At 38.6% G+C, this 17,307-nt stretch carries 16 protein-coding genes; 12 read left to right on the forward strand and 4 right to left on the reverse strand.

Features of this window, described 5'->3' with window-relative positions:
* The first annotated feature begins 184 nt into the window (after positions 1-184).
* The 4 genes from RIB54_RS17030 to RIB54_RS17045 all read left to right on the forward strand — a co-directional run bounded on the left by RIB54_RS17030 (position 185) and on the right by RIB54_RS17045 (position 4,351).
* Positions 185-1,054, forward strand: coding sequence for a CPBP family intramembrane glutamic endopeptidase (locus tag RIB54_RS17030; protein WP_350102011.1), 870 nt, complete (start codon positions 185-187; stop codon positions 1,052-1,054).
* A 212-nt stretch (positions 1,055-1,266) separates the two neighbouring features.
* Positions 1,267-2,301, forward strand: a complete 1,035-nt coding sequence (locus RIB54_RS17035; RefSeq protein ID WP_350102012.1) for a leucine-rich repeat domain-containing protein — start codon at positions 1,267-1,269, stop codon at positions 2,299-2,301.
* A gap of 182 nt (positions 2,302-2,483) precedes the next feature.
* Entirely contained in the window at positions 2,484-2,801 is a 318-nt protein-coding gene (locus tag RIB54_RS17040) for a DUF1801 domain-containing protein (protein WP_350102013.1), read from the forward strand.
* Positions 2,802-2,995: 194 nt separating this feature from the next.
* Positions 2,996-4,351, forward strand: coding sequence for a S41 family peptidase (locus RIB54_RS17045; RefSeq protein WP_350102014.1), 1,356 nt, complete (start codon positions 2,996-2,998; stop codon positions 4,349-4,351).
* A gap of 12 nt (positions 4,352-4,363) precedes the next feature.
* Here RIB54_RS17045 and RIB54_RS17050 read toward each other — a convergent pair whose 3' ends face one another.
* A complete protein-coding gene (locus RIB54_RS17050) occupies positions 4,364-5,044 on the reverse strand; it encodes a hypothetical protein (RefSeq protein ID WP_350063612.1) in 681 nt (226 codons plus the stop codon).
* Positions 5,045-5,178: 134 nt separating this feature from the next.
* Here RIB54_RS17050 and RIB54_RS17055 point away from each other — a divergent pair, with 134 nt between their 5' ends.
* Genes RIB54_RS17055 through RIB54_RS17070 form a run of 4 tightly spaced genes read left to right on the forward strand, consistent with a single transcriptional unit; the run spans position 5,179 to position 8,669 of the window.
* A complete protein-coding gene (locus RIB54_RS17055) occupies positions 5,179-6,399 on the forward strand; it encodes a sulfite oxidase (protein WP_350102016.1) in 1,221 nt (406 codons plus the stop codon).
* Positions 6,400-6,861 (forward strand): hypothetical protein, encoded by a 462-nt coding sequence (locus tag RIB54_RS17060; protein ID WP_350102017.1) that lies wholly within the window; start codon positions 6,400-6,402, stop codon positions 6,859-6,861.
* A complete protein-coding gene (locus tag RIB54_RS17065; protein ID WP_350102018.1) occupies positions 6,845-7,792 on the forward strand; it encodes a sulfurtransferase in 948 nt (315 codons plus the stop codon). Before RIB54_RS17060 ends, RIB54_RS17065 begins: the two co-directional genes overlap by 17 nt.
* 4 nt (positions 7,793-7,796) lie before the next feature.
* Positions 7,797-8,669: a sterol desaturase family protein gene (locus RIB54_RS17070; RefSeq protein WP_350063604.1), complete on the forward strand. Its 873-nt coding sequence runs from the start codon at positions 7,797-7,799 to the stop codon at positions 8,667-8,669.
* Between the two features lie 33 nt (positions 8,670-8,702).
* On the opposite strand, the gene RIB54_RS17075 is transcribed toward RIB54_RS17070, so the two are convergent.
* Entirely contained in the window at positions 8,703-9,125 is a 423-nt protein-coding gene (locus RIB54_RS17075) for a hypothetical protein (RefSeq protein WP_350102019.1), read from the reverse strand.
* Positions 9,126-9,179: 54 nt separating this feature from the next.
* Positions 9,180-9,527 carry an arsenate reductase family protein gene (locus RIB54_RS17080; RefSeq protein ID WP_350102020.1) on the reverse strand — a complete coding sequence of 116 codons (348 nt, stop codon included), beginning with the start codon at positions 9,525-9,527 and terminating at the stop codon, positions 9,180-9,182.
* A gap of 82 nt (positions 9,528-9,609) precedes the next feature.
* Between RIB54_RS17080 and RIB54_RS17085 the strand changes: the two genes are divergently transcribed.
* The 3 genes from RIB54_RS17085 to RIB54_RS17095 all read left to right on the forward strand — a co-directional run bounded on the left by RIB54_RS17085 (position 9,610) and on the right by RIB54_RS17095 (position 11,796).
* A complete protein-coding gene (locus RIB54_RS17085) occupies positions 9,610-10,242 on the forward strand; it encodes an AAA family ATPase (RefSeq protein ID WP_350102021.1) in 633 nt (210 codons plus the stop codon).
* Positions 10,235-10,573, forward strand: a complete 339-nt coding sequence (locus RIB54_RS17090; protein WP_350102022.1) for a hypothetical protein — start codon at positions 10,235-10,237, stop codon at positions 10,571-10,573. Before RIB54_RS17085 ends, RIB54_RS17090 begins: the two co-directional genes overlap by 8 nt.
* Positions 10,574-10,656: 83 nt before the next feature.
* On the forward strand, positions 10,657-11,796 hold the full coding sequence (locus tag RIB54_RS17095) for a cystathionine gamma-synthase (RefSeq protein WP_350102023.1): 1,140 nt from the start codon (positions 10,657-10,659) through the stop codon (positions 11,794-11,796).
* A 48-nt stretch (positions 11,797-11,844) separates the two neighbouring features.
* Here the strand turns inward: RIB54_RS17095 and RIB54_RS17100 are convergent, their stop codons facing one another.
* Positions 11,845-13,992: an ATP-binding protein gene (locus tag RIB54_RS17100; protein WP_350102025.1), complete on the reverse strand. Its 2,148-nt coding sequence runs from the start codon at positions 13,990-13,992 to the stop codon at positions 11,845-11,847.
* 156 nt (positions 13,993-14,148) lie between these two features.
* On the opposite strand from RIB54_RS17100, the gene RIB54_RS17105 reads away from it, so the two are divergent.
* On the forward strand, positions 14,149-17,271 hold the full coding sequence (locus RIB54_RS17105; RefSeq protein ID WP_350102026.1) for a WD40/YVTN/BNR-like repeat-containing protein: 3,123 nt from the start codon (positions 14,149-14,151) through the stop codon (positions 17,269-17,271).
* The last annotated feature ends 36 nt before the right edge of the window (positions 17,272-17,307 follow it).

Raw genomic sequence — 17,307 nt, forward strand, 5'->3', positions numbered from 1 at the left:
TTTTCAATCCGCTTTATTTTATTTGGATCACAGATTTTTCGACACCCATTCCAGATTACAAACCTGGAATAGCTCTGTATTTTTCATCAATTCATAATATCCCGTGCTCGACTAACTAAGTTGTAACCTGCCTTGAACATCAGAAGTCAAATCAGAAAAATTTTGAACTCTAACAAAACAACAAATGAAAGCAACAATACAGAGTGTGCTATTTTTCCCGATTACAAAAATGATAGTAGGTATTGTTGTCTGCTTTTCACTATTTGTGGCATTTCAAAACTTTGTATCAAAGCCTCTTTTTTATGGTATAATTCAAGATAAGAGTATTGCTGACCCAATTATCCATTTAGTTTCTGTTACAGTTTTACTACTTAGCTACTACTGTTTGTTTCGTTTCTATGACAATAGAAAAATCACAGAACTGTCCATAAAACACTTGCCCAAAGAAATGTTTGGAGGTTTTGCTTTAGGATTTTTAACAATTTCACTAACCATTGCTATCTTATATTTTCTGGGCCATTTCCAGTTTTTCAGTATCTCAGCAGAACACTATTCATTAAAACTGTTCGGTCTACTAATGCTTGCCGCACTAATTGAAGACCTTTTTTTTAGAGGCATTATTGTACGGATAAGTGAAAATTGGTTAGGCACTAACATAGCTTTAATAATTGGAATGCTATTCGAAACAGATCATTTGTTTAACCCCAATGCCAACCTGTTTAGTGTCTTTTTTATTCTAATTTGGGGATTCACAATGGCCATGCTCTTTGTGTATACTAAGAGAATTTGGTTGCCATTTTTCTTTCATCTGGGATGGAATTTTGCACAACCCTTTTATGGATCCAATCTTACCGGTTTGGATGATATGGGAAGAATCATTCAATCTAAATTGGATGGGCCTGAAATATTTACAGGAGGTGCTGTAGGAGTAGAAGGTTCAATTTTTACAGCGTTGTTCTTATTACTGATTGGGATCACTTTATATATTCTCGCAAGGAAGGAAGGTAAAATTATAAGAAGACCAGCACGTACAAAACGCACTGCAATAAGCTAATGAAAATATGCCTGCCCGTACTAGCATAAGCGTCCGCTGGTGTTAATATGCAAGTTCTTCATACTTTGTAACTCCGAAGCCATATCATAGGGTTTTCAATCCGCTTTGTATTACAATTAATTATCCGAACAAATTAATCGGACAAGAGATCATTAGCTCTTTGCAACCCTGAAGATTATTGAATGCGTAAAGGAGTCTAAAACTTAAATTGCATGAAATCACTACTAACATCACTTCTTCTAACCGTCATTAGCTGTATTTCTCTACGCGGCCAATCCTTTAATGAGACTATGCAAGACATCAACAGCTTCAAAGTTTTTAAAACTTTAGAGGAAGCTTTAAATAAACCAGATGAAGTGGTTAGGCTTGACTTAAGTGATAGTAAGATAGATGAAACTGCACTAGAAGAATCACTCCCAAAGTTTAATAAACTACGAGAATTAAAATTATCTAATACCTTCATATCAAAGATCCCTGAAAGCATAGGCTACCTTCACAATTTACAGGTTTTAGAAATTCAGCATTTAAAAGAGCAAAACCTTAATATTACGGAGATACCTGCTTCAATTCAGCAATTAAAAGAGATCATCTACATCAACCTGATAGGAAACCCTAACCTTGAATGGTCTCAAATGCTCACCTATCTTTCCAAATTACCTAAGCTTGTAAATATTGCTTTGATGAATAATAGCTTCGAAAAGCTGCCTGCTGAAATAACTAAACTCAGTTCGTTAGAAATGATCTGGCTTGGTCAAAATCCTGATTTAGATCTTAGGGATACCTTTCTAAAACTATCAAAACTTGATAATTTAAGTCAAATGGGGCTTGGCGGCAATGGGCATACTCAACTACCTACAGAAATTTCATTATTAAAAAACATCAGCAACCTCTGGCTAAGCGGAAACAATTGGGAAAATTTAGAAGGTATTCAGCATCTGCCTAACCTTACGCAGCTCTCTTTGCATAACTGCAATTTGAAAATTTTTCTAACCGAAATAAGTACCTGCAAAAACCTCAAATATCTTTCATTAGTTGATAACCCTCAATTAGATTTTGGCCAGGTTTTGAGTCAGTTACCAGTTTCCACTAAAATTCTAAATTTAAGTAACAATAACATAGCACACTTACCCATAAACCTGTTGAAGAAAAGTACCCTCACAAAACTAGTGCTTAGAAATAATCAGATATCAGAGAGTGATTTAGATAAGTATAAAGAGGCGAATAACAATTTAGAAATTATTATGTAGCTACTAACATAGTTGACACTAACCCTTCAATTCTTCTAAAAAGCAAACTAGGATTTATAGTGTTTCCGTCACGGTTCGTCAGCATTATTACCCTAAGGAAACACTAAGATTTTTCCAATATGCTCCAACATCACAAAAAAATCACAATAATCAACTAAATTCAAGTATTAACATTCGCCAAAATGTCTAATAAAGAAATCCGGGAATACCACAACAAGCAAAGCAGAGAAGAAAAGGCCATTTGCAATGTGCTTTATACTGAAATATGTAGGCACCTGCCAGAAGCTGAGCATAAAATATGGCATGCTCATCCGGTTTGGTTTTTAGATGGTAACCCCATTGTAGGGTACAGCAAACTGAAGGCGGGTATTCGCCTGATGTTTTGGAGTGGAGCCAGTTTTGATGAAGAAGGTTTAGAAAATGGTTCGGGTAAATTTAAAGATGCTTCCATATTATACACTTCAGCAGATCAAATCAACAAAGAAGATGTTAGCCGCTAGGTTTCTAAGTCAAGTGACATTCAGTGGGACTACAAAAACATTGTGAAAAGAAAAGGGAAGTTAGAGCGGCTAAAATAAGCTAGCTGTTAGGTTTTTGTGTTATTCATCCCGATCACGGCAGAAACTATCCCATTGGTAGAAAATCTAAAGCTCAATATGATTATTAACGTTAATTGAGCAGAGATTAAAGATTCATGAAGAAAGTTTACCACCTACTATTTCTCACCCTTGTTTTCGGTGTGCAATGCACCTCTGGTCAAACGGAGCAGACTGGAATGAAAATGCTTACCCCTGAAGAACTACAGGAGGACTTCAAAGTTTTTAAAGCAGCGCTTTGGGAGACGCACCCCGCCCTTGACAGGTATGTGGATAAAAAGAGGATTAATCAGTTGTTTGACAGCTGCCTTTTGTCGTTATCAAAACCAAAAACAGAAATAGAGTTTTATGCACAGATAAAATACCTGCTGAGTGCTCTGCAAGATGGTCATTTAGGTAGCAGGGCATCAGAGGAGCTAAATTCCTATTTCAGCCAGCAAGCACTGCTTTTCCCCTTCCAATTGCGGTTTTTAAAGGACAAAGCTTATGTGGTCTACTCTCCTTATGCTTCCCTTGAAGCAGGTAGTGAAATTTTAACCATCAATGGAAAAAGCGTCAACTTATTAAGAAATCAATTTTTTAAGTACATCATGTCTGATGGGGCAATCACTTCTTTTAAGCACAGAGATGTAAGCATCAAATTCCCTTTTTATTATTTCATGCTTTACGGTGAGCCAAAGGAATTTAAAATTACTTTTAAAGACAATGCTGGAGATGTAAAATCAACGATTATTCAGGCGGAGAAGTTTCCTGCCATGGACTGCAAATTCAAATACGAAAGACCAGAAAAGTTGCTCGACTTTACATTCCATGACGACAATATTGCCATTCTGACAATCAGGTCTTTTGACTATTATTCATTGAGAAACAGTAACGAAAATTACACCCTGTTTCTGGAGGACACATTTAGAAAATTAAAATCCAAAGGAGCCGAAAAACTGATTATCGATCTTAGGGGAAATGGAGGCGGAATGGATACGCACGGTTCCTTACTTTACGCATACCTCACCAACAAGGAATTTAGTTATTACAAGTCATTACACAATGCAGACAGACAACTGACCAGTAGTGACCATTCTAACCTATTAACTCAGCAAGCACGATCTAATAATTTTGGTGGAGATGTTTATATACTGACTGACGGATTTAGTTTCTCAACAACAGCAGAGTTTTGCTCAGTGGCAAGAAGTAATGAAAGAGCAATTTTTGTTGGCGAAGAAACCGCAGGTGGATATTATGGTTACAATTCTGGTGGCTCAGTATCTACTACACTGCCCAACTCTAACATTGCGATTTATGTACCAACCATCAAATATATACTTGATGTAAAACCAAGCGCGTTTCCTGATAGAGGAATTATACCTGATCATGAAGTATTACCTTCAATCACAGATATAATTCTCAATAAAGATGTTCAATTAGAATATGCAATTGAACTCGCCAAACAAAACTAACCTATCTAAAAATCAACTTGACTTCTCAGAAACATTGATGCCTTGTCGCAACAACACAGCGCCCATTGCTAACAACCAAACCACCTTAACATGGAATAATGGCTTGTAAATCTCAAAATTATCAGGGATCGACAGTATAATGCCCATAGCAGCAAGGCCCAATAAACCAGTGAAGGCTCCTAGCCAGTTAGGAAGTAATTTGAACTTTAAAAAAGCAAAGCCCAACAATACCAGACCAACTCCAGAAAAGATTCGTCCAAAGCGGACAAAACAGGTAACATATTGATTGGTAAACAAAACACCATTCATAAATTCATCAATTTCAGCAGGAGATTTGTCCATGGTCATGCCCACTCCCCATGCACCGAAGTTATAATAGAATGCTGCCGCTATCGCCAGTGTAAAAGTACCTACTATTGTCATGCCTGCTGCTGGCACCATAATAACCCTGTAAGGCCCTTTCGTAGTAATAGATAACAGCGCAAACATCGCTATTGCCATAGTTACCCATCCAAAAATGTGGAACCTGTACATCCATATCCAATACCAGACATCTTCTCCAACAGCCTTGAAATCTGACGCTACTATATATTCTCCAATGTGATGTGAAGACAGGGCCCATCCACCCCATAAAAGTATTGCGGCCAATATAAACGACCAGCCAGTAAAGCTTGATTCAAAGTCTTTTTTCATAACATTCAGATTTTTAGTAATTGCCCAAGATAATCTGAAGGTTCTTCACGGATTGTAACAAATGTTACACAACCAAATTTTCAAAAGATTTAAATTGGTTAAATTTAGTAGGGATAACCTAAACTTAAACTGCTTTGAAAAGACGGAACTTTGTTAAAAAAACTGCTTTAACCTCCTTTATTACACTATTGGGTGCCGATATAGTTTTTGGTGCTTCAATGCCAAAAGGATACACACCCTTGGCTTTACAGGATGGTGATCCTTTTAAATTGTTTAATAAACATAAAGACATGGTGGTGCTTAATGATAAGCCATGGAATATGGAGGCTCAAGCACACCTTCTGGATGATAACGTAACTCCAAACGACAAGATGTTCATCAGGAATAATGGTTTGGTGCCTGAAAATATTGATGTCAATAAATGGACACTGACCATTGATGGGGAATCCGTTGTAAATAAAAAGACTTATACGCTGGCAGAGTTGAAGTCTAAATTTAAACATTACACCTATCAATTAACCTTAGAGTGCGGAGGCAATGGCCGTAGCGAATTTGATCCTCCTGCAAAAGGCAATCAATGGACTATTGGAGCCGTGCACTGCGCAAAGTGGACAGGTGTAAGGTTAAAAGATGTATTGGGAGATGCAGGTATCAAATCAGACGCAGTATATATCGGATATCATTCAGCTGATTTGCACCTGAGCATGGATCCAAATAAGGAGCCTATATCAAGAGGGTGCCCAATGGCCAAGGCACTGCAAGATGAAACGATTATAGCCTTCGCTATGAACGGTGCAGATATTCCTCTGGCTCATGGTTATCCGTTGCGACTGATAGCTGGTGGCTGGCCAGCATCCGTTTCTGGAAAATGGATCAACCGCATCAGCATAAGAAACATTGTTCATGACGGCTCAAAAATGACAGGTGATGCCTATAAAGTACCATGCACACCAGTAGCTCCGGGAGAAAAGGTCAAAGAAGAAGACATGTGCATTATAGAATCAATGCCCGTCAAATCGCTGATAACATACCCTAAATCAGGCGCTATCATTAAAGAAGGCACTTCATTGGAAATAAGAGGGCATGCCTGGGCAGGTGAATTAGAAGTATCAAAAATGGAGTATTCCATAGATTTTGGTGCGACATGGAAGACCTGCGCTGTTAAAAAGCCTTCCAACAGGTTGGCTTGGCAACATTTTTCAGCCTCAGTTGAATTCCCTCAGAAAGGATACTATGAGGTATGGGCCAGAGCCACAGATGCAAGAGGTAATGCTCAACCGATGCTCATACCAGGATGGAACCCCAAGGGCTATTTAAACAATGCATGTCACAGGATAGCAGTAAAAGTTGGTTAAATGTCTGAAAAAGAAAAACTTATAAGACTTGTTAGAGTAGTCCATCAGCTTACGATCATAGCCTTGGTGCTGGTTGTTTCATTTGGAGGTTTTATGATTTACTATAAGGCTGATCCTAATTTGACTGCACTAAAACCAAAGCCTCAAGTGGTTGCAGTAGTTGATGATAATAAGATTGAAAATGGCATTCATGTGCGAACTGGTTTAGTTGAAGCAGAAGGCTTAATGACCGTGGTGAACAATTGTACTAATTGTCACTCTTCCAAACTTATTCTTCAAAACCGAATGAACGCTGAAAGGTGGAATGCTACCATAAAGTGGATGCAGGAAACACAGAATCTTTGGGATTTAGGTGACAATCAGGAAATCATAGTTAACTACCTGGTAACAAATTACCCTGCAAAAAAGAAAGGCAGGCGTGAGAATCTATCAAATATAGAATGGTATGAGCTGGAAGATTAAAGTGATAGTGATTTTACTTTTATTGTCTTCTTGTATAAAGGAGAAAAAGGAAGATCCAACGAGCGCTTTAAGTGACAATTTTGAAACTTCAACTTCCTACTTGATAGAGGCTACAGAGTTATCAGATTTCATAAATAAGTCAGGCTACAAAATCCTTGACTTTAGAAAAAGAGAAGAATACGATATAGGTCATATTGAGGGAGCGCTGTCCATCTGGCGTACGGATATTGAGGACAACTCTTACAAATATGACGGTATGATGGCCTCACCAGCCCAAATAGAATCCCTTTTCAGTAGGTTGGGCATTGAAATCAACGACACGCTGGTGATATATGATGACAACGCCCTTTGTGATGCAGCAAGACTGTGGTGGATATTGCAAAATTATGAGTTTACCAAAGTGAGGTTAGTTAATGGAGGTTTGAAGTCGTGGACAAACATAGGCGGCATGATCACGTCAGAAACTCCTTTTTATTCTGAGAGCATTTTCAGGTTTTCCTCAAAACCAAGTATGAAATATTATGTTTCTAAATCAGAAGTTTTAACTGCCATAGGCCAAAAGGCCATAATTATAGATACAAGATCAGTAGATGAATATGCAGGACAAACACAGAAAAAAGGAGCTGCTAAAGCCGGAAGAATTCCAGGAAGCACCCACATTGATTGGGCTGATGCTGTAGATCTTGATGGAGACAGCAAATTCAAGTCTATTGATGAGTTAAACAATGTATACAAGCAACTACTTGATAAAAAAGAAGATGAGATTATAGTCTATTGTCATAGTGGTGTTCGCTCCGCCCACACAGTATTTGTACTAACCCAATTACTAGGCTTTAAGAATGTAAAGAATTATGATGGTTCATGGACTGAATGGAGTCATTTCAATGAACTACAATTTGAGAAAGATAGTTTAACAACGATTAATTTATAAATAAATGAAATACTTAGATGCGTTTAAGAATGCGTTTTTCGGGACAGTGGATTGGACCTGGAAATCAATAATTTTCGAAGTGCCTTGGTACACCAATTACTTCTGGGGATTGATAGCTATATCGCTTGTCGTTTGGGGGCTGGAAATTGCTTTTCCATGGAGAAAAGAGCAAGCCATTTTCAGAAAGGACTTTTGGCTTGATGGATTTTACATGTTTTTCAACTTTTTCATTTTCTCAATAGCTGTTGCCGGTATCTATAACATTCTAAATGTACTGTTTGAGAGTATCAACATAACAGCTAAAAGCCTGGCGATTATTGATATTTCACAATGGCCAATGTGGGGGCAGCTGTTGATCTTCTTTATTGTATTGGACTTTGTGCAATGGTTTACCCATGTATTGCTTCACAAATATCCATTTCTGTGGAAGTTCCATAAAGTGCACCATAGTGTAAAGGAAATGGGTTTTGCAGCACACCTGCGCTATCATTGGATGGAAAATATTTTGTACAAGCCTTTAAAAACTTTTGGAGTCATGATTTTAGGTGGCTTCGAGCCTGAACAGGCTTATATTGTTCACTTTATTGCCATAACTATCGGGCATTTGAATCATGCGAACATCAAAATCACATGGGGGCCGTTGAAGTATATTTTTAATAATCCTGTGATGCACCTTTACCACCATGCCTATGTATTGCCCGCAGGAAAGTATGGTGTTAATTATGGTATCAGTTTAAGTCTTTGGGATTATGTATTTAAAACTAATTACATCCCTGAAGACAGTGGAAAGATAGAAATTGGATTTAAGGGAGATGACAAGTTCCCTAAAGACTTTATTGGCCAAAATACCTATGGTTTTAAAAAAGGCCAGGTATAAGTTAGTCTAAATGATAAGGAGTAGGCCAAATGCCTACTCCATTAACAACACCTCAAAACATGCCGTTGGTGGCAATATATCTTTTGAAGAAGGGTATGAATTAACGGCACGAAGTACTACCTTAAAAGCTATGTCGTTGACCACTGTTGCAATAGTATCCGCTTGAATAAAACCGGCATTTCTATCTGGACAATCGCCCAAACAGAAGTTCAGCAATTTATCATCGTTCACCCTCAAATCAACTAACACCTCCCCCGCTCTTATGCAGATAACATCTGCAGGGCATCGGCTATCCTCTATTCTCGTCAACTTGAATGAAGCCTCCTCTTCATCACATATAGTGACAGACTTAGACTGATTCAGTTTTAGGGATAAATAATCTCCACATAGATTGCCAGTATCATCAGAACAGGATACTAAAGTAAGTGATAGAAAAAATATGAGAATGTACTTCATGATTGTGCTCTTTTCTTAGAGACACACCATGTGCAGAAATAGTTGGATGTATCATTAAGCCAACTTGGACTTTATGGCCTCCACAGTCTTCTTACTATTCCCAATAAATATCTCCTTATCGATAATAAAAACTGGTCGTTTCAGAAAAGTATATTCATCAAGGATAAACTGCTTTATTTCATCCTCACTTAGACTGCGTTCCTTCAAACCAAGTTCTTTATATTTTCTGGCCACTTTGCTAAAAAGTGCCTCATAACTTCCTGCAAGTGAATGCATCACCTCTATTTGTTCATTGGTAATCTTCTCAGTTTTTATATCCTGCTTTTCAAAACCCTCCACTCCTACTTCATTCATTATTCTTTTACAGGTGTCGCAGGTCGATAAATAATAGACTTTCTTCATTTTATGTGCTTTAGTTTCAAAGTAAAAAGATTTTAGTTTTAGTCGCCCTATTTTTATAATTTTAGTCAAGTACATTTATGCTATGACAAAAATTATTTCATTTATTAGCCGAAAAGGTGGTACTGGCAAAACAACCAACGCCATCAATTTGGCTACTATGCTTCACAGCCTTGGTCACAAGGTGGCGCTAATAGAAACAGATACCAACTACACGCTTAATACACTCAGAAAACTTGAGGTATTTAAATCAGGGGCTAAGGAGAATTCCCTGTTTGAAATCCTGGGTTCTGAAGATGCGAATATTGCAGAAGATCTTGCTCAATTAAGGACGTCTAAATCTTATGATTTTATAATTGTAGATAGTGCCGGAAAAACCACTGATGAGGGTATTAAGAAGCTTTGCCTGCAAAGTGATGGTGTAATTGTGCCTACCAGCTTAACGCAAAATGACCTTTTAGTTACTTATCAGACTATTGAAGATTTATCGCCAGCCAGAGAGTTAAAGTCAGAATTAAAAATAATGGTGCTGCCCAATAGGATTCACAGCCTGACAGGATCAAAAACCATAATGGATGCGTTGGATAATCTGGATGCTCATATTTTGGAAGTTACTGTGCCACAGAAAAACCTTTTTGTTAATTTCAGTACAATAATGGCTGAAAAAGAATACCTGACCGTTGCTCAGGAGATTATAAAAGAATTGAATCATGGCTAAGAAAAAGAATACACTCAAAGACCTTGATGCTTTTTTAAAACAAGAAGCCAAGAGTTTTGTACAACCAGATACCGTAAAAAAGGAAGTACAACCAGAAGCTCCTCAGAGTATTACCGAAAAGCCAGTTCCACAAGCAACAGCCATTGATGACAATTCGGTTATTGAGTTTCTTGCAAGCAAGCAATCAGCACAAGATATGTATTCTATCATACAAAATGCCATTGAGAAATCAGGCCGAACATCTGCAGAAAACAAGATGTTAATCAATACACTGCTTTATCTCAAAGACAAGGACAACTGGAAAGAAAATATCAAGACTTACTGGTCGTGATTTTATCAAGAAGCATGGTAGTCTTATCCTATTCTACCATCTTGGCAATGCACATTACACACCGTATTTAAAGAAATTTACATATGAAATTTGGCACTAAGGCAATACATGCCGGTATAGAACCCGACCCGTCAACAGGGGCAATCATGACACCTATTTTTCAAACCTCCACTTACGTTCAGGTATCTCCGGGAGATCATAAAGGCTTCGAGTATTCCAGAACTCAAAACCCTACAAGACATGCCTTGCAGCTAAGTTTGGCAGCGCTGGAAAATGGAAAACATGGCCTATGTTTTTCTTCCGGTTTAGCGGCTATTGATGCCGTTTTGAAATTGTTAAGCCCTGGTGATGAAGTAATAGCAGCAAATGATCTGTATGGTGGGACATATAGATTGTTTACAAAAGTATATGCCAAGTTTGGCTTGAAATTTCATTTCATTGATATGAAAGATGTTTCCAACATCGAAAAATATGTGAATGAAAATACCAAAGTACTTTGGCTAGAAACCCCAACCAACCCGATGATGAACATCATTGATCTGGTGGGAGCATCGAAAATTGCTAAAAAGCATAACCTGATGCTTGCAGTTGATAACACCTTTGCAACGCCCTACTTGCAACAGCCCTTAGATTTAGGCGCTGATATAGTGATGCATTCCGTTACAAAATATTTAGGTGGCCACTCCGATGTGGTGATGGGTGCCCTTATTGTAAATGATGATAAGCTGGCCAAGGATTTAGCATTTATTCAAAACAGCAGCGGTGCTACTCCAGGTCCGCAGGATTGTTTCCTTGTACTAAGAGGAATTAAGACACTACACTTGAGGGTTCAGAGGCATTGTGAAAATGGAAGGGCTATTGCCAATTTCTTGAAAGATCACCCTAAGGTAGAAAATGTGTATTGGCCAGGCTTTGAGTCACACCCTAACCATGAAATAGCCAAAGCCCAAATGAAGGACTTTGGGGGTATGATCTCCTTCACATTAAAGAAAAACAGCACGGAAGCTGCTTTCAAGGTCATGGAAAGCTTTAAATTCTTCTCCATTGCAGAATCGTTAGGTGGCGTTGAGTCAATGGTTAATCACTCTGCAACCATGACACATGCCAGCATCCCTTATGAAGAAAGGCAAAAGATTGGCATTCTGGATTCACTTATACGACTTAGTGTTGGTATCGAAGATGTAGATGATCTTCTTGATGATATTAAATCAGCACTAGCTTAAAATAATTAGGCGTGCTTTGTAGGCTCCTCTTCTTATTTTCATTAGTCTCTATGCGGTAACATCTTCGGCCCTTCCTACCTCACTTCCTATCGGGAAGTAGAGTGTAAACTTGCTGCCCTTTCTAGCCTCTGACTCCAGCAAAATCTCACCACCAAGTCTATCAACAAGGGTTTTAACAATTGCTAACCCAAGTCCATTTGAACTTTCCCCTGCAGTGGGCTGGGCACTTAACTTTGTGAATTTCTTGTATAAGTTTTTCTTGTCTTCATCTCTAAATCCTGGTCCAGAGTCTTCAATATAAATTTGAATCTTTCCGTCAGACTTAACAGCACCCAAAACCACTTTAGAATCCCGGTTTGAAAATTTTATGGCATTGGAAACCAGGTTATCCAGTATCCTCGATAAATAGACCTGGTCAGTAAACAAATATGCATGTGCATCACTTATTTCGGTCACTATCTCAATGTTTTTAGACTTTGCATCCGCATAGAAATACTTAGCCTTTTCAAGTATCAGATCACAAGCATCTACTTTTGTATTATCTTTTTTGCGGCTATCGTCCTCAAATGAGTTGACATCCAACAAGTCCCTGATAAGGTTAATGCCACTGACAGATATTTCCTGAAGCAGGTTATTGTAATTGCTTTGCTCTTCATTAAGCCCTGAAAGTTTTAGCAATTCTGAAATACCCCTTATTCTATTAAAAGGAGACTTTAAATCATGGGCCACTATATTCATTAAAATGTCCTTCTCTTGGTTGAGCTGTGCCAAATCATCATTTCTCTTCTGAAGCTTCTCATTCTGGGAATTGATATGTACATTTTGCCTTGAAATTTCCTCCCTTTGAGCTGCTATTTCCTCGTTTTTTTCCTTCAACTTCATATTATCAGCTCTTCTCTTTCTGCTCATAATATAAAGGGTAACCATTAAAGAAGTAACAACAAGAACAACAACGGTCAAAGCAATATTCTGAGTTTGCTGTCTTGCAATAATCGCTTCATCCCTTGCCTGCTGTGCGGTCAGTATTTCATTCTCCTGATTCTTCTTTTCAATTTCAAATCTAGCCTCCAATCTCTCAATGGTCCTGGCTACTTCGGCATTGTCAAGGGCATGGTTTAACTCTGTATATTTTAGAAAATAGTTATAACTTTCGGCCACTTCGTTTAGCTGGGCAGAAATCTCAGAAAGGTAATAATAGGCATCGCGCTCTAAAGCCAAATCCTTTGATACTTCAGTATTTTTAATGACTTTCTTTAGATAGGCCCTGGACTTATCATACACTCTCTGTTCAAAAAATACTTTACCAAGTTGGAGTTCGATCTGACTGATTAAATCTAAATTCGATGTACTCCTGGCCACCCTATCTGCCTTTAGGCCGAATATAAGAGCTTCATCGTACTTGCTTTCACTATAATAAAGTTGAGAAATACCCAAGTCAATACTGGAAATACTCACTTTATCATTGATCGACTCTGCTTTAACCTTAGCCTGAAGGTAATGATCAAAGGCCTTTTCGAAATTTTCCATCTTCTCATAAACACCCGCTATTTCTACAAGCGCTGATATTTGGCCACGTACATTGTTGGATTTTTCCCTAATAGCAAGCGCTTGCTTACTCATCTCGAGTGCCTTGTCATAATTCTTTTGGGTTTGATACAGCTCTGCCAGGCTTTTATAGCAGTAACCTATACCTTCCGTATCCCCTATGTTCCTGAAAATTTCAAGTGCTTTAAAATAGGTATCATAAGACTTGATAAAGTCACCCTGGTTGAGGTAAAGTCTACCCAAACTATTTAACGCATGAGCATACTGAGATGAGTCATTATGAATCTCAGCCTCCTCAAGTGCCAAATTGTAATATTCGAAGGACTTTAAATTATTGCCTTTGTAGTGATAGCCAATTCCAATGTAATTGAACGACTGGGCTGTTCCACTGGTTAAATTGTAACGTTTCACCAAGGCAATAGCCCGCTCAGCATACAGTATAGTGCTGTCTGGGTGAGACTTACGATATTCCCAACCTAGCTGATTATATAAATCAATTCTTGAGGTATCATTAAAATCGATCTGGCGAATTTGCGTCTGAATACTATCTATCCGCTCAAAGTTTTGAGCAGACAATGGAATAGAAAGCAAAAAAATACAAAAGACTGAAATATAATATTTCAAGGATTCTCCCATTAGGTTCATTTCCATAGACTTACGTAAAAGTAGTAATCTTATTCATTATTTCCTTAGATAAGGGGGTATCATTGACTTATAACCCAAATTGATTTTTCCGCTCATAAATATTGTACAATTATTTGCTCAATGATTTTTATATATTTAAGAGAATCAAATTACTTAACCCCTATGAAACGAATTATACCCCTATTTCTTATTCTGTTGTGCTTTTACAATACTGATGCACAACGAAGATCTAAATCAAATTCCAGTGCCGCTACAACCTCATACGATGAAAGCTTGTATAACGGTCTGAAATGGAGACACATTGGCCCTTTCAGAGGAGGCCGATCGGCCACGGTAACTGGAGTGCCCGGCAAGCCTAATTTGTACTATATGGGTGCTACTGGTGGTGGAGTATGGAGAACTACTGATGCAGGTAATTCATGGGAAAATATTAGTGATGGTTTTTTTGGAGGATCAATTGGTGCCGTTGCAGTAAGCGAGTGGGACAACAACGTAATCTATGTTGGCGGAGGTGAGGTTACCGTTCGTGGAAATGTTTCTTCCGGTTCAGGCATGTATAAGTCTGTAGATGCCGGAAAAACATGGACTTCCATTGGCCTTCCTAATTCAAGACATATTTCACGAATTAGAATACATCCTAAAAACCCTGACTTGGTTTATGCGGCAGTATTAGGTGACCTGTACAAGTCAAGTTCTGAAAGAGGCATATACAGAAGTAATGACGGTGGCAAAACCTGGAACAAGGTGTTATATGCTAATGCCGATGCAGGCATTGTAGACTTGGTAATGGATCCTAACAATCCAAGAATACTTTATGCTTCAAGCTGGAGAATAAGAAGAACACCTTATAGCCTTGAAAGTGGTGGTGAAGGTTCTGCCCTTTGGAAAAGTACTGATGGCGGAGATACCTGGGAGAATATCACCAGTAACAAAGGACTGCCAAAAGGTGTATGGGGAATATCAGGAGTAACAGTATCTCCAGCAAACTCAAACCGGGTTTGGACTATCATAGAAAACAAAGACGGTGGGGTTTATAGATCAGATGATGCTGGCAAGACATGGGCTAAAGTCAACGATGAAAGAAAACTGAGACAAAGGGCGTGGTATTATACCCGCATTTATGCCGATACGCAGGATGAGGATATGGTTTATGTACTCAACGTAAGCTATCATGTTTCTAAAGATGGTGGTAAAACATACGAATCGAGCAATGCCCCGCACGGAGACCACCATGATTTATGGATTGCACCTGAAGACAATCAAAGAATGATCATGGCCGATGATGGTGGCGGCCAGGTAAGTTTTGATGCCGGTGAAAACTGGACTACTTATCATAACCAACCTACTGCTCAGTTTTACAGAGTGGTTACTGACAATCACTTTCCTTACAGAATCTATGGTGCGCAACAGGATAACTCGACAGTAAGAATAGCACATAGAACTTCTGGTGGAAGCATTGGGGAAAGCGATTGGGAATCAACTGCTGGTGGAGAAAGTGCCCATATTGCAGTTGATCCAAAAAATAATGAGATTGTTTATGGTGGTAGTTATGACGGTTTTTTAACCAGGGTTAATCATGATACAGAAGAAATAAGAGCTATAAATGTTTGGCCAGATAACCCAATGGGACATGGCGCCATTGATTTCAAGTACAGATTCCAATGGAATTTCCCAATACTATTTTCTCCAAATGACCCTAAGAAGCTCTATACAACATCTCAGCATGTGCATGTATCAACCAATGAAGGCCAGTCTTGGGAAATAATAAGCCCAGACCTGACCAGAAATGACTCTACTAAGTTGTTATCATCTGGTGGACCAATTACTCAGGACAACACCAGTGTTGAGTACTATGCTACAATATTTGCCATCAACGAATCTCCTCTTGAGCCAGGTCTTATTTGGACTGGTTCTGATGATGGACTAGTTCATGTTACGACAGATGGTGGCAAAAACTGGAAAAATGTAACCCCTGCCGGTATGCCGGAGTGGATGATGATCAATAGCATTGATATCGACCCATTTGAGAAAGGTGGTGCATACATTGCTGGAACAAAATATAAGTCTGGTGACTATGCACCATACCTTTATAAGACCAAAGACTATGGTAAAACATGGACTAAAATAACATCAGGGATTCCTTCTGAGCATTTTACCAGAGTGGTAAGGGCTGATCTAAAAAGAAAAGGGCTTCTGTATGCAGGTACGGAAAACGGCATGTACATTTCTTTTGATGACGGAGCAAGCTGGAAGCCATTTCAACTTAATTTGCCAACGGTGCCTATTACAGATTTGACCATAAAAAATGATAACCTGATAGCTGCAACCCAAGGAAGAAGCTTCTGGCTAATCGATGATTTGACACCACTTCACCAATTAAGTGATCAGATGAAATCTTCAAACAGCTTCTTGTTCAAGCCAATGGATAGCTATAGAATGAGTGGTGGTAATTATAGCAACCCTAAAACCGAAGGTGAGAATCATCCTGGAGGTGTAATGGTGCACTTCTATCTGAAAGACACTGCTAATGTTGATACTGTTAGAATGACCTTTATGGAAGAAGGTGGTAAGTCTATAAGAACGTTTAGCAACTTCCCTGATAAAGAGAGTAAAGAAGGGAAGCTGGATTTCAAATCTGGAATGAACCGCTTTGTTTGGGATATGAGATATACAGGAGCTGAAGGTTTTGATGGAATGATACTTTGGTGGGCTTCACTGAATGGCCCAAAGGCGGTTCCGGGAAATTACAAAGTTAAATTGGAGGTGAATGGAAAAGCCCAGGAGCAACCTTTCGCAATTCTTAAAGATCCAAGATCATCTTCTTCTGTAGCTGACCTTAAGGCACAGTTCGATTTCCTTAACGAGGTAATCGAAAAGCTTTCTGAAACCAACCTTTCAATTAAGAAAATTAGAACAGCCAGAGAGCAAATTAAGCTGGTGACTTCTAAAATGGACGGTGATGAATTCAAGGACATCAAGGCAAAATCTGAGGAGATTCTTAAGTCTATGAAAGTGATTGAAGAAGCCCTATATCAGACCAAAAACAGAAGCGGCCAGGATCCACTCAACTTCCCAATCAGGTTGAACAACAAGCTTGGTCATTTAAATTCCCTGCAAGCGATGGGCGATTACAAGCCTACTGATCAGGCAGTTGCATTTAAAAAGGAAATCACCGCTGAGATTGACAAGGAACTCAACAAATTGAAAGTGATTTTTGAAACGGAGATTCCGGCATTCAACAAAATGGTGAAGCAAAAAGATGTTGATGCTGTTATAATTGAATAAATATGGTTACACTTGACGAATTTTAGAGATAAATTC

It is taken from the genome of Fulvivirga sp. (assembly GCF_040218215.1).
Classification (GTDB): Bacteria; Bacteroidota; Bacteroidia; order Cytophagales; family Cyclobacteriaceae; genus Fulvivirga.

Coding starts and splice junctions, on each gene's coding strand:
- RIB54_RS17030 (WP_350102011.1), top strand. CDS start 185: ATGAAAGCAACAATACAGAGTGTGCTATTTTTCCCGATTACAAAAATG.
- RIB54_RS17035 (WP_350102012.1), top strand. CDS start 1,267: ATGAAATCACTACTAACATCACTTCTTCTAACCGTCATTAGCTGTATT.
- RIB54_RS17040 (WP_350102013.1), top strand. CDS start 2,484: ATGTCTAATAAAGAAATCCGGGAATACCACAACAAGCAAAGCAGAGAA.
- RIB54_RS17045 (WP_350102014.1), top strand. CDS start 2,996: ATGAAGAAAGTTTACCACCTACTATTTCTCACCCTTGTTTTCGGTGTG.
- RIB54_RS17050 (WP_350063612.1), bottom strand. CDS start 5,044: ATGAAAAAAGACTTTGAATCAAGCTTTACTGGCTGGTCGTTTATATTG.
- RIB54_RS17060 (WP_350102017.1), top strand. CDS start 6,400: ATGTCTGAAAAAGAAAAACTTATAAGACTTGTTAGAGTAGTCCATCAG.
- RIB54_RS17065 (WP_350102018.1), top strand. CDS start 6,845: ATGAGCTGGAAGATTAAAGTGATAGTGATTTTACTTTTATTGTCTTCT.
- RIB54_RS17070 (WP_350063604.1), top strand. CDS start 7,797: ATGAAATACTTAGATGCGTTTAAGAATGCGTTTTTCGGGACAGTGGAT.
- RIB54_RS17075 (WP_350102019.1), bottom strand. CDS start 9,125: ATGAAGTACATTCTCATATTTTTTCTATCACTTACTTTAGTATCCTGT.
- RIB54_RS17080 (WP_350102020.1), bottom strand. CDS start 9,527: ATGAAGAAAGTCTATTATTTATCGACCTGCGACACCTGTAAAAGAATA.
- RIB54_RS17085 (WP_350102021.1), top strand. CDS start 9,610: ATGACAAAAATTATTTCATTTATTAGCCGAAAAGGTGGTACTGGCAAA.
- RIB54_RS17090 (WP_350102022.1), top strand. CDS start 10,235: ATGGCTAAGAAAAAGAATACACTCAAAGACCTTGATGCTTTTTTAAAA.
- RIB54_RS17095 (WP_350102023.1), top strand. CDS start 10,657: ATGAAATTTGGCACTAAGGCAATACATGCCGGTATAGAACCCGACCCG.
- RIB54_RS17100 (WP_350102025.1), bottom strand. CDS start 13,992: ATGGAAATGAACCTAATGGGAGAATCCTTGAAATATTATATTTCAGTC.
- RIB54_RS17105 (WP_350102026.1), top strand. CDS start 14,149: ATGAAACGAATTATACCCCTATTTCTTATTCTGTTGTGCTTTTACAAT.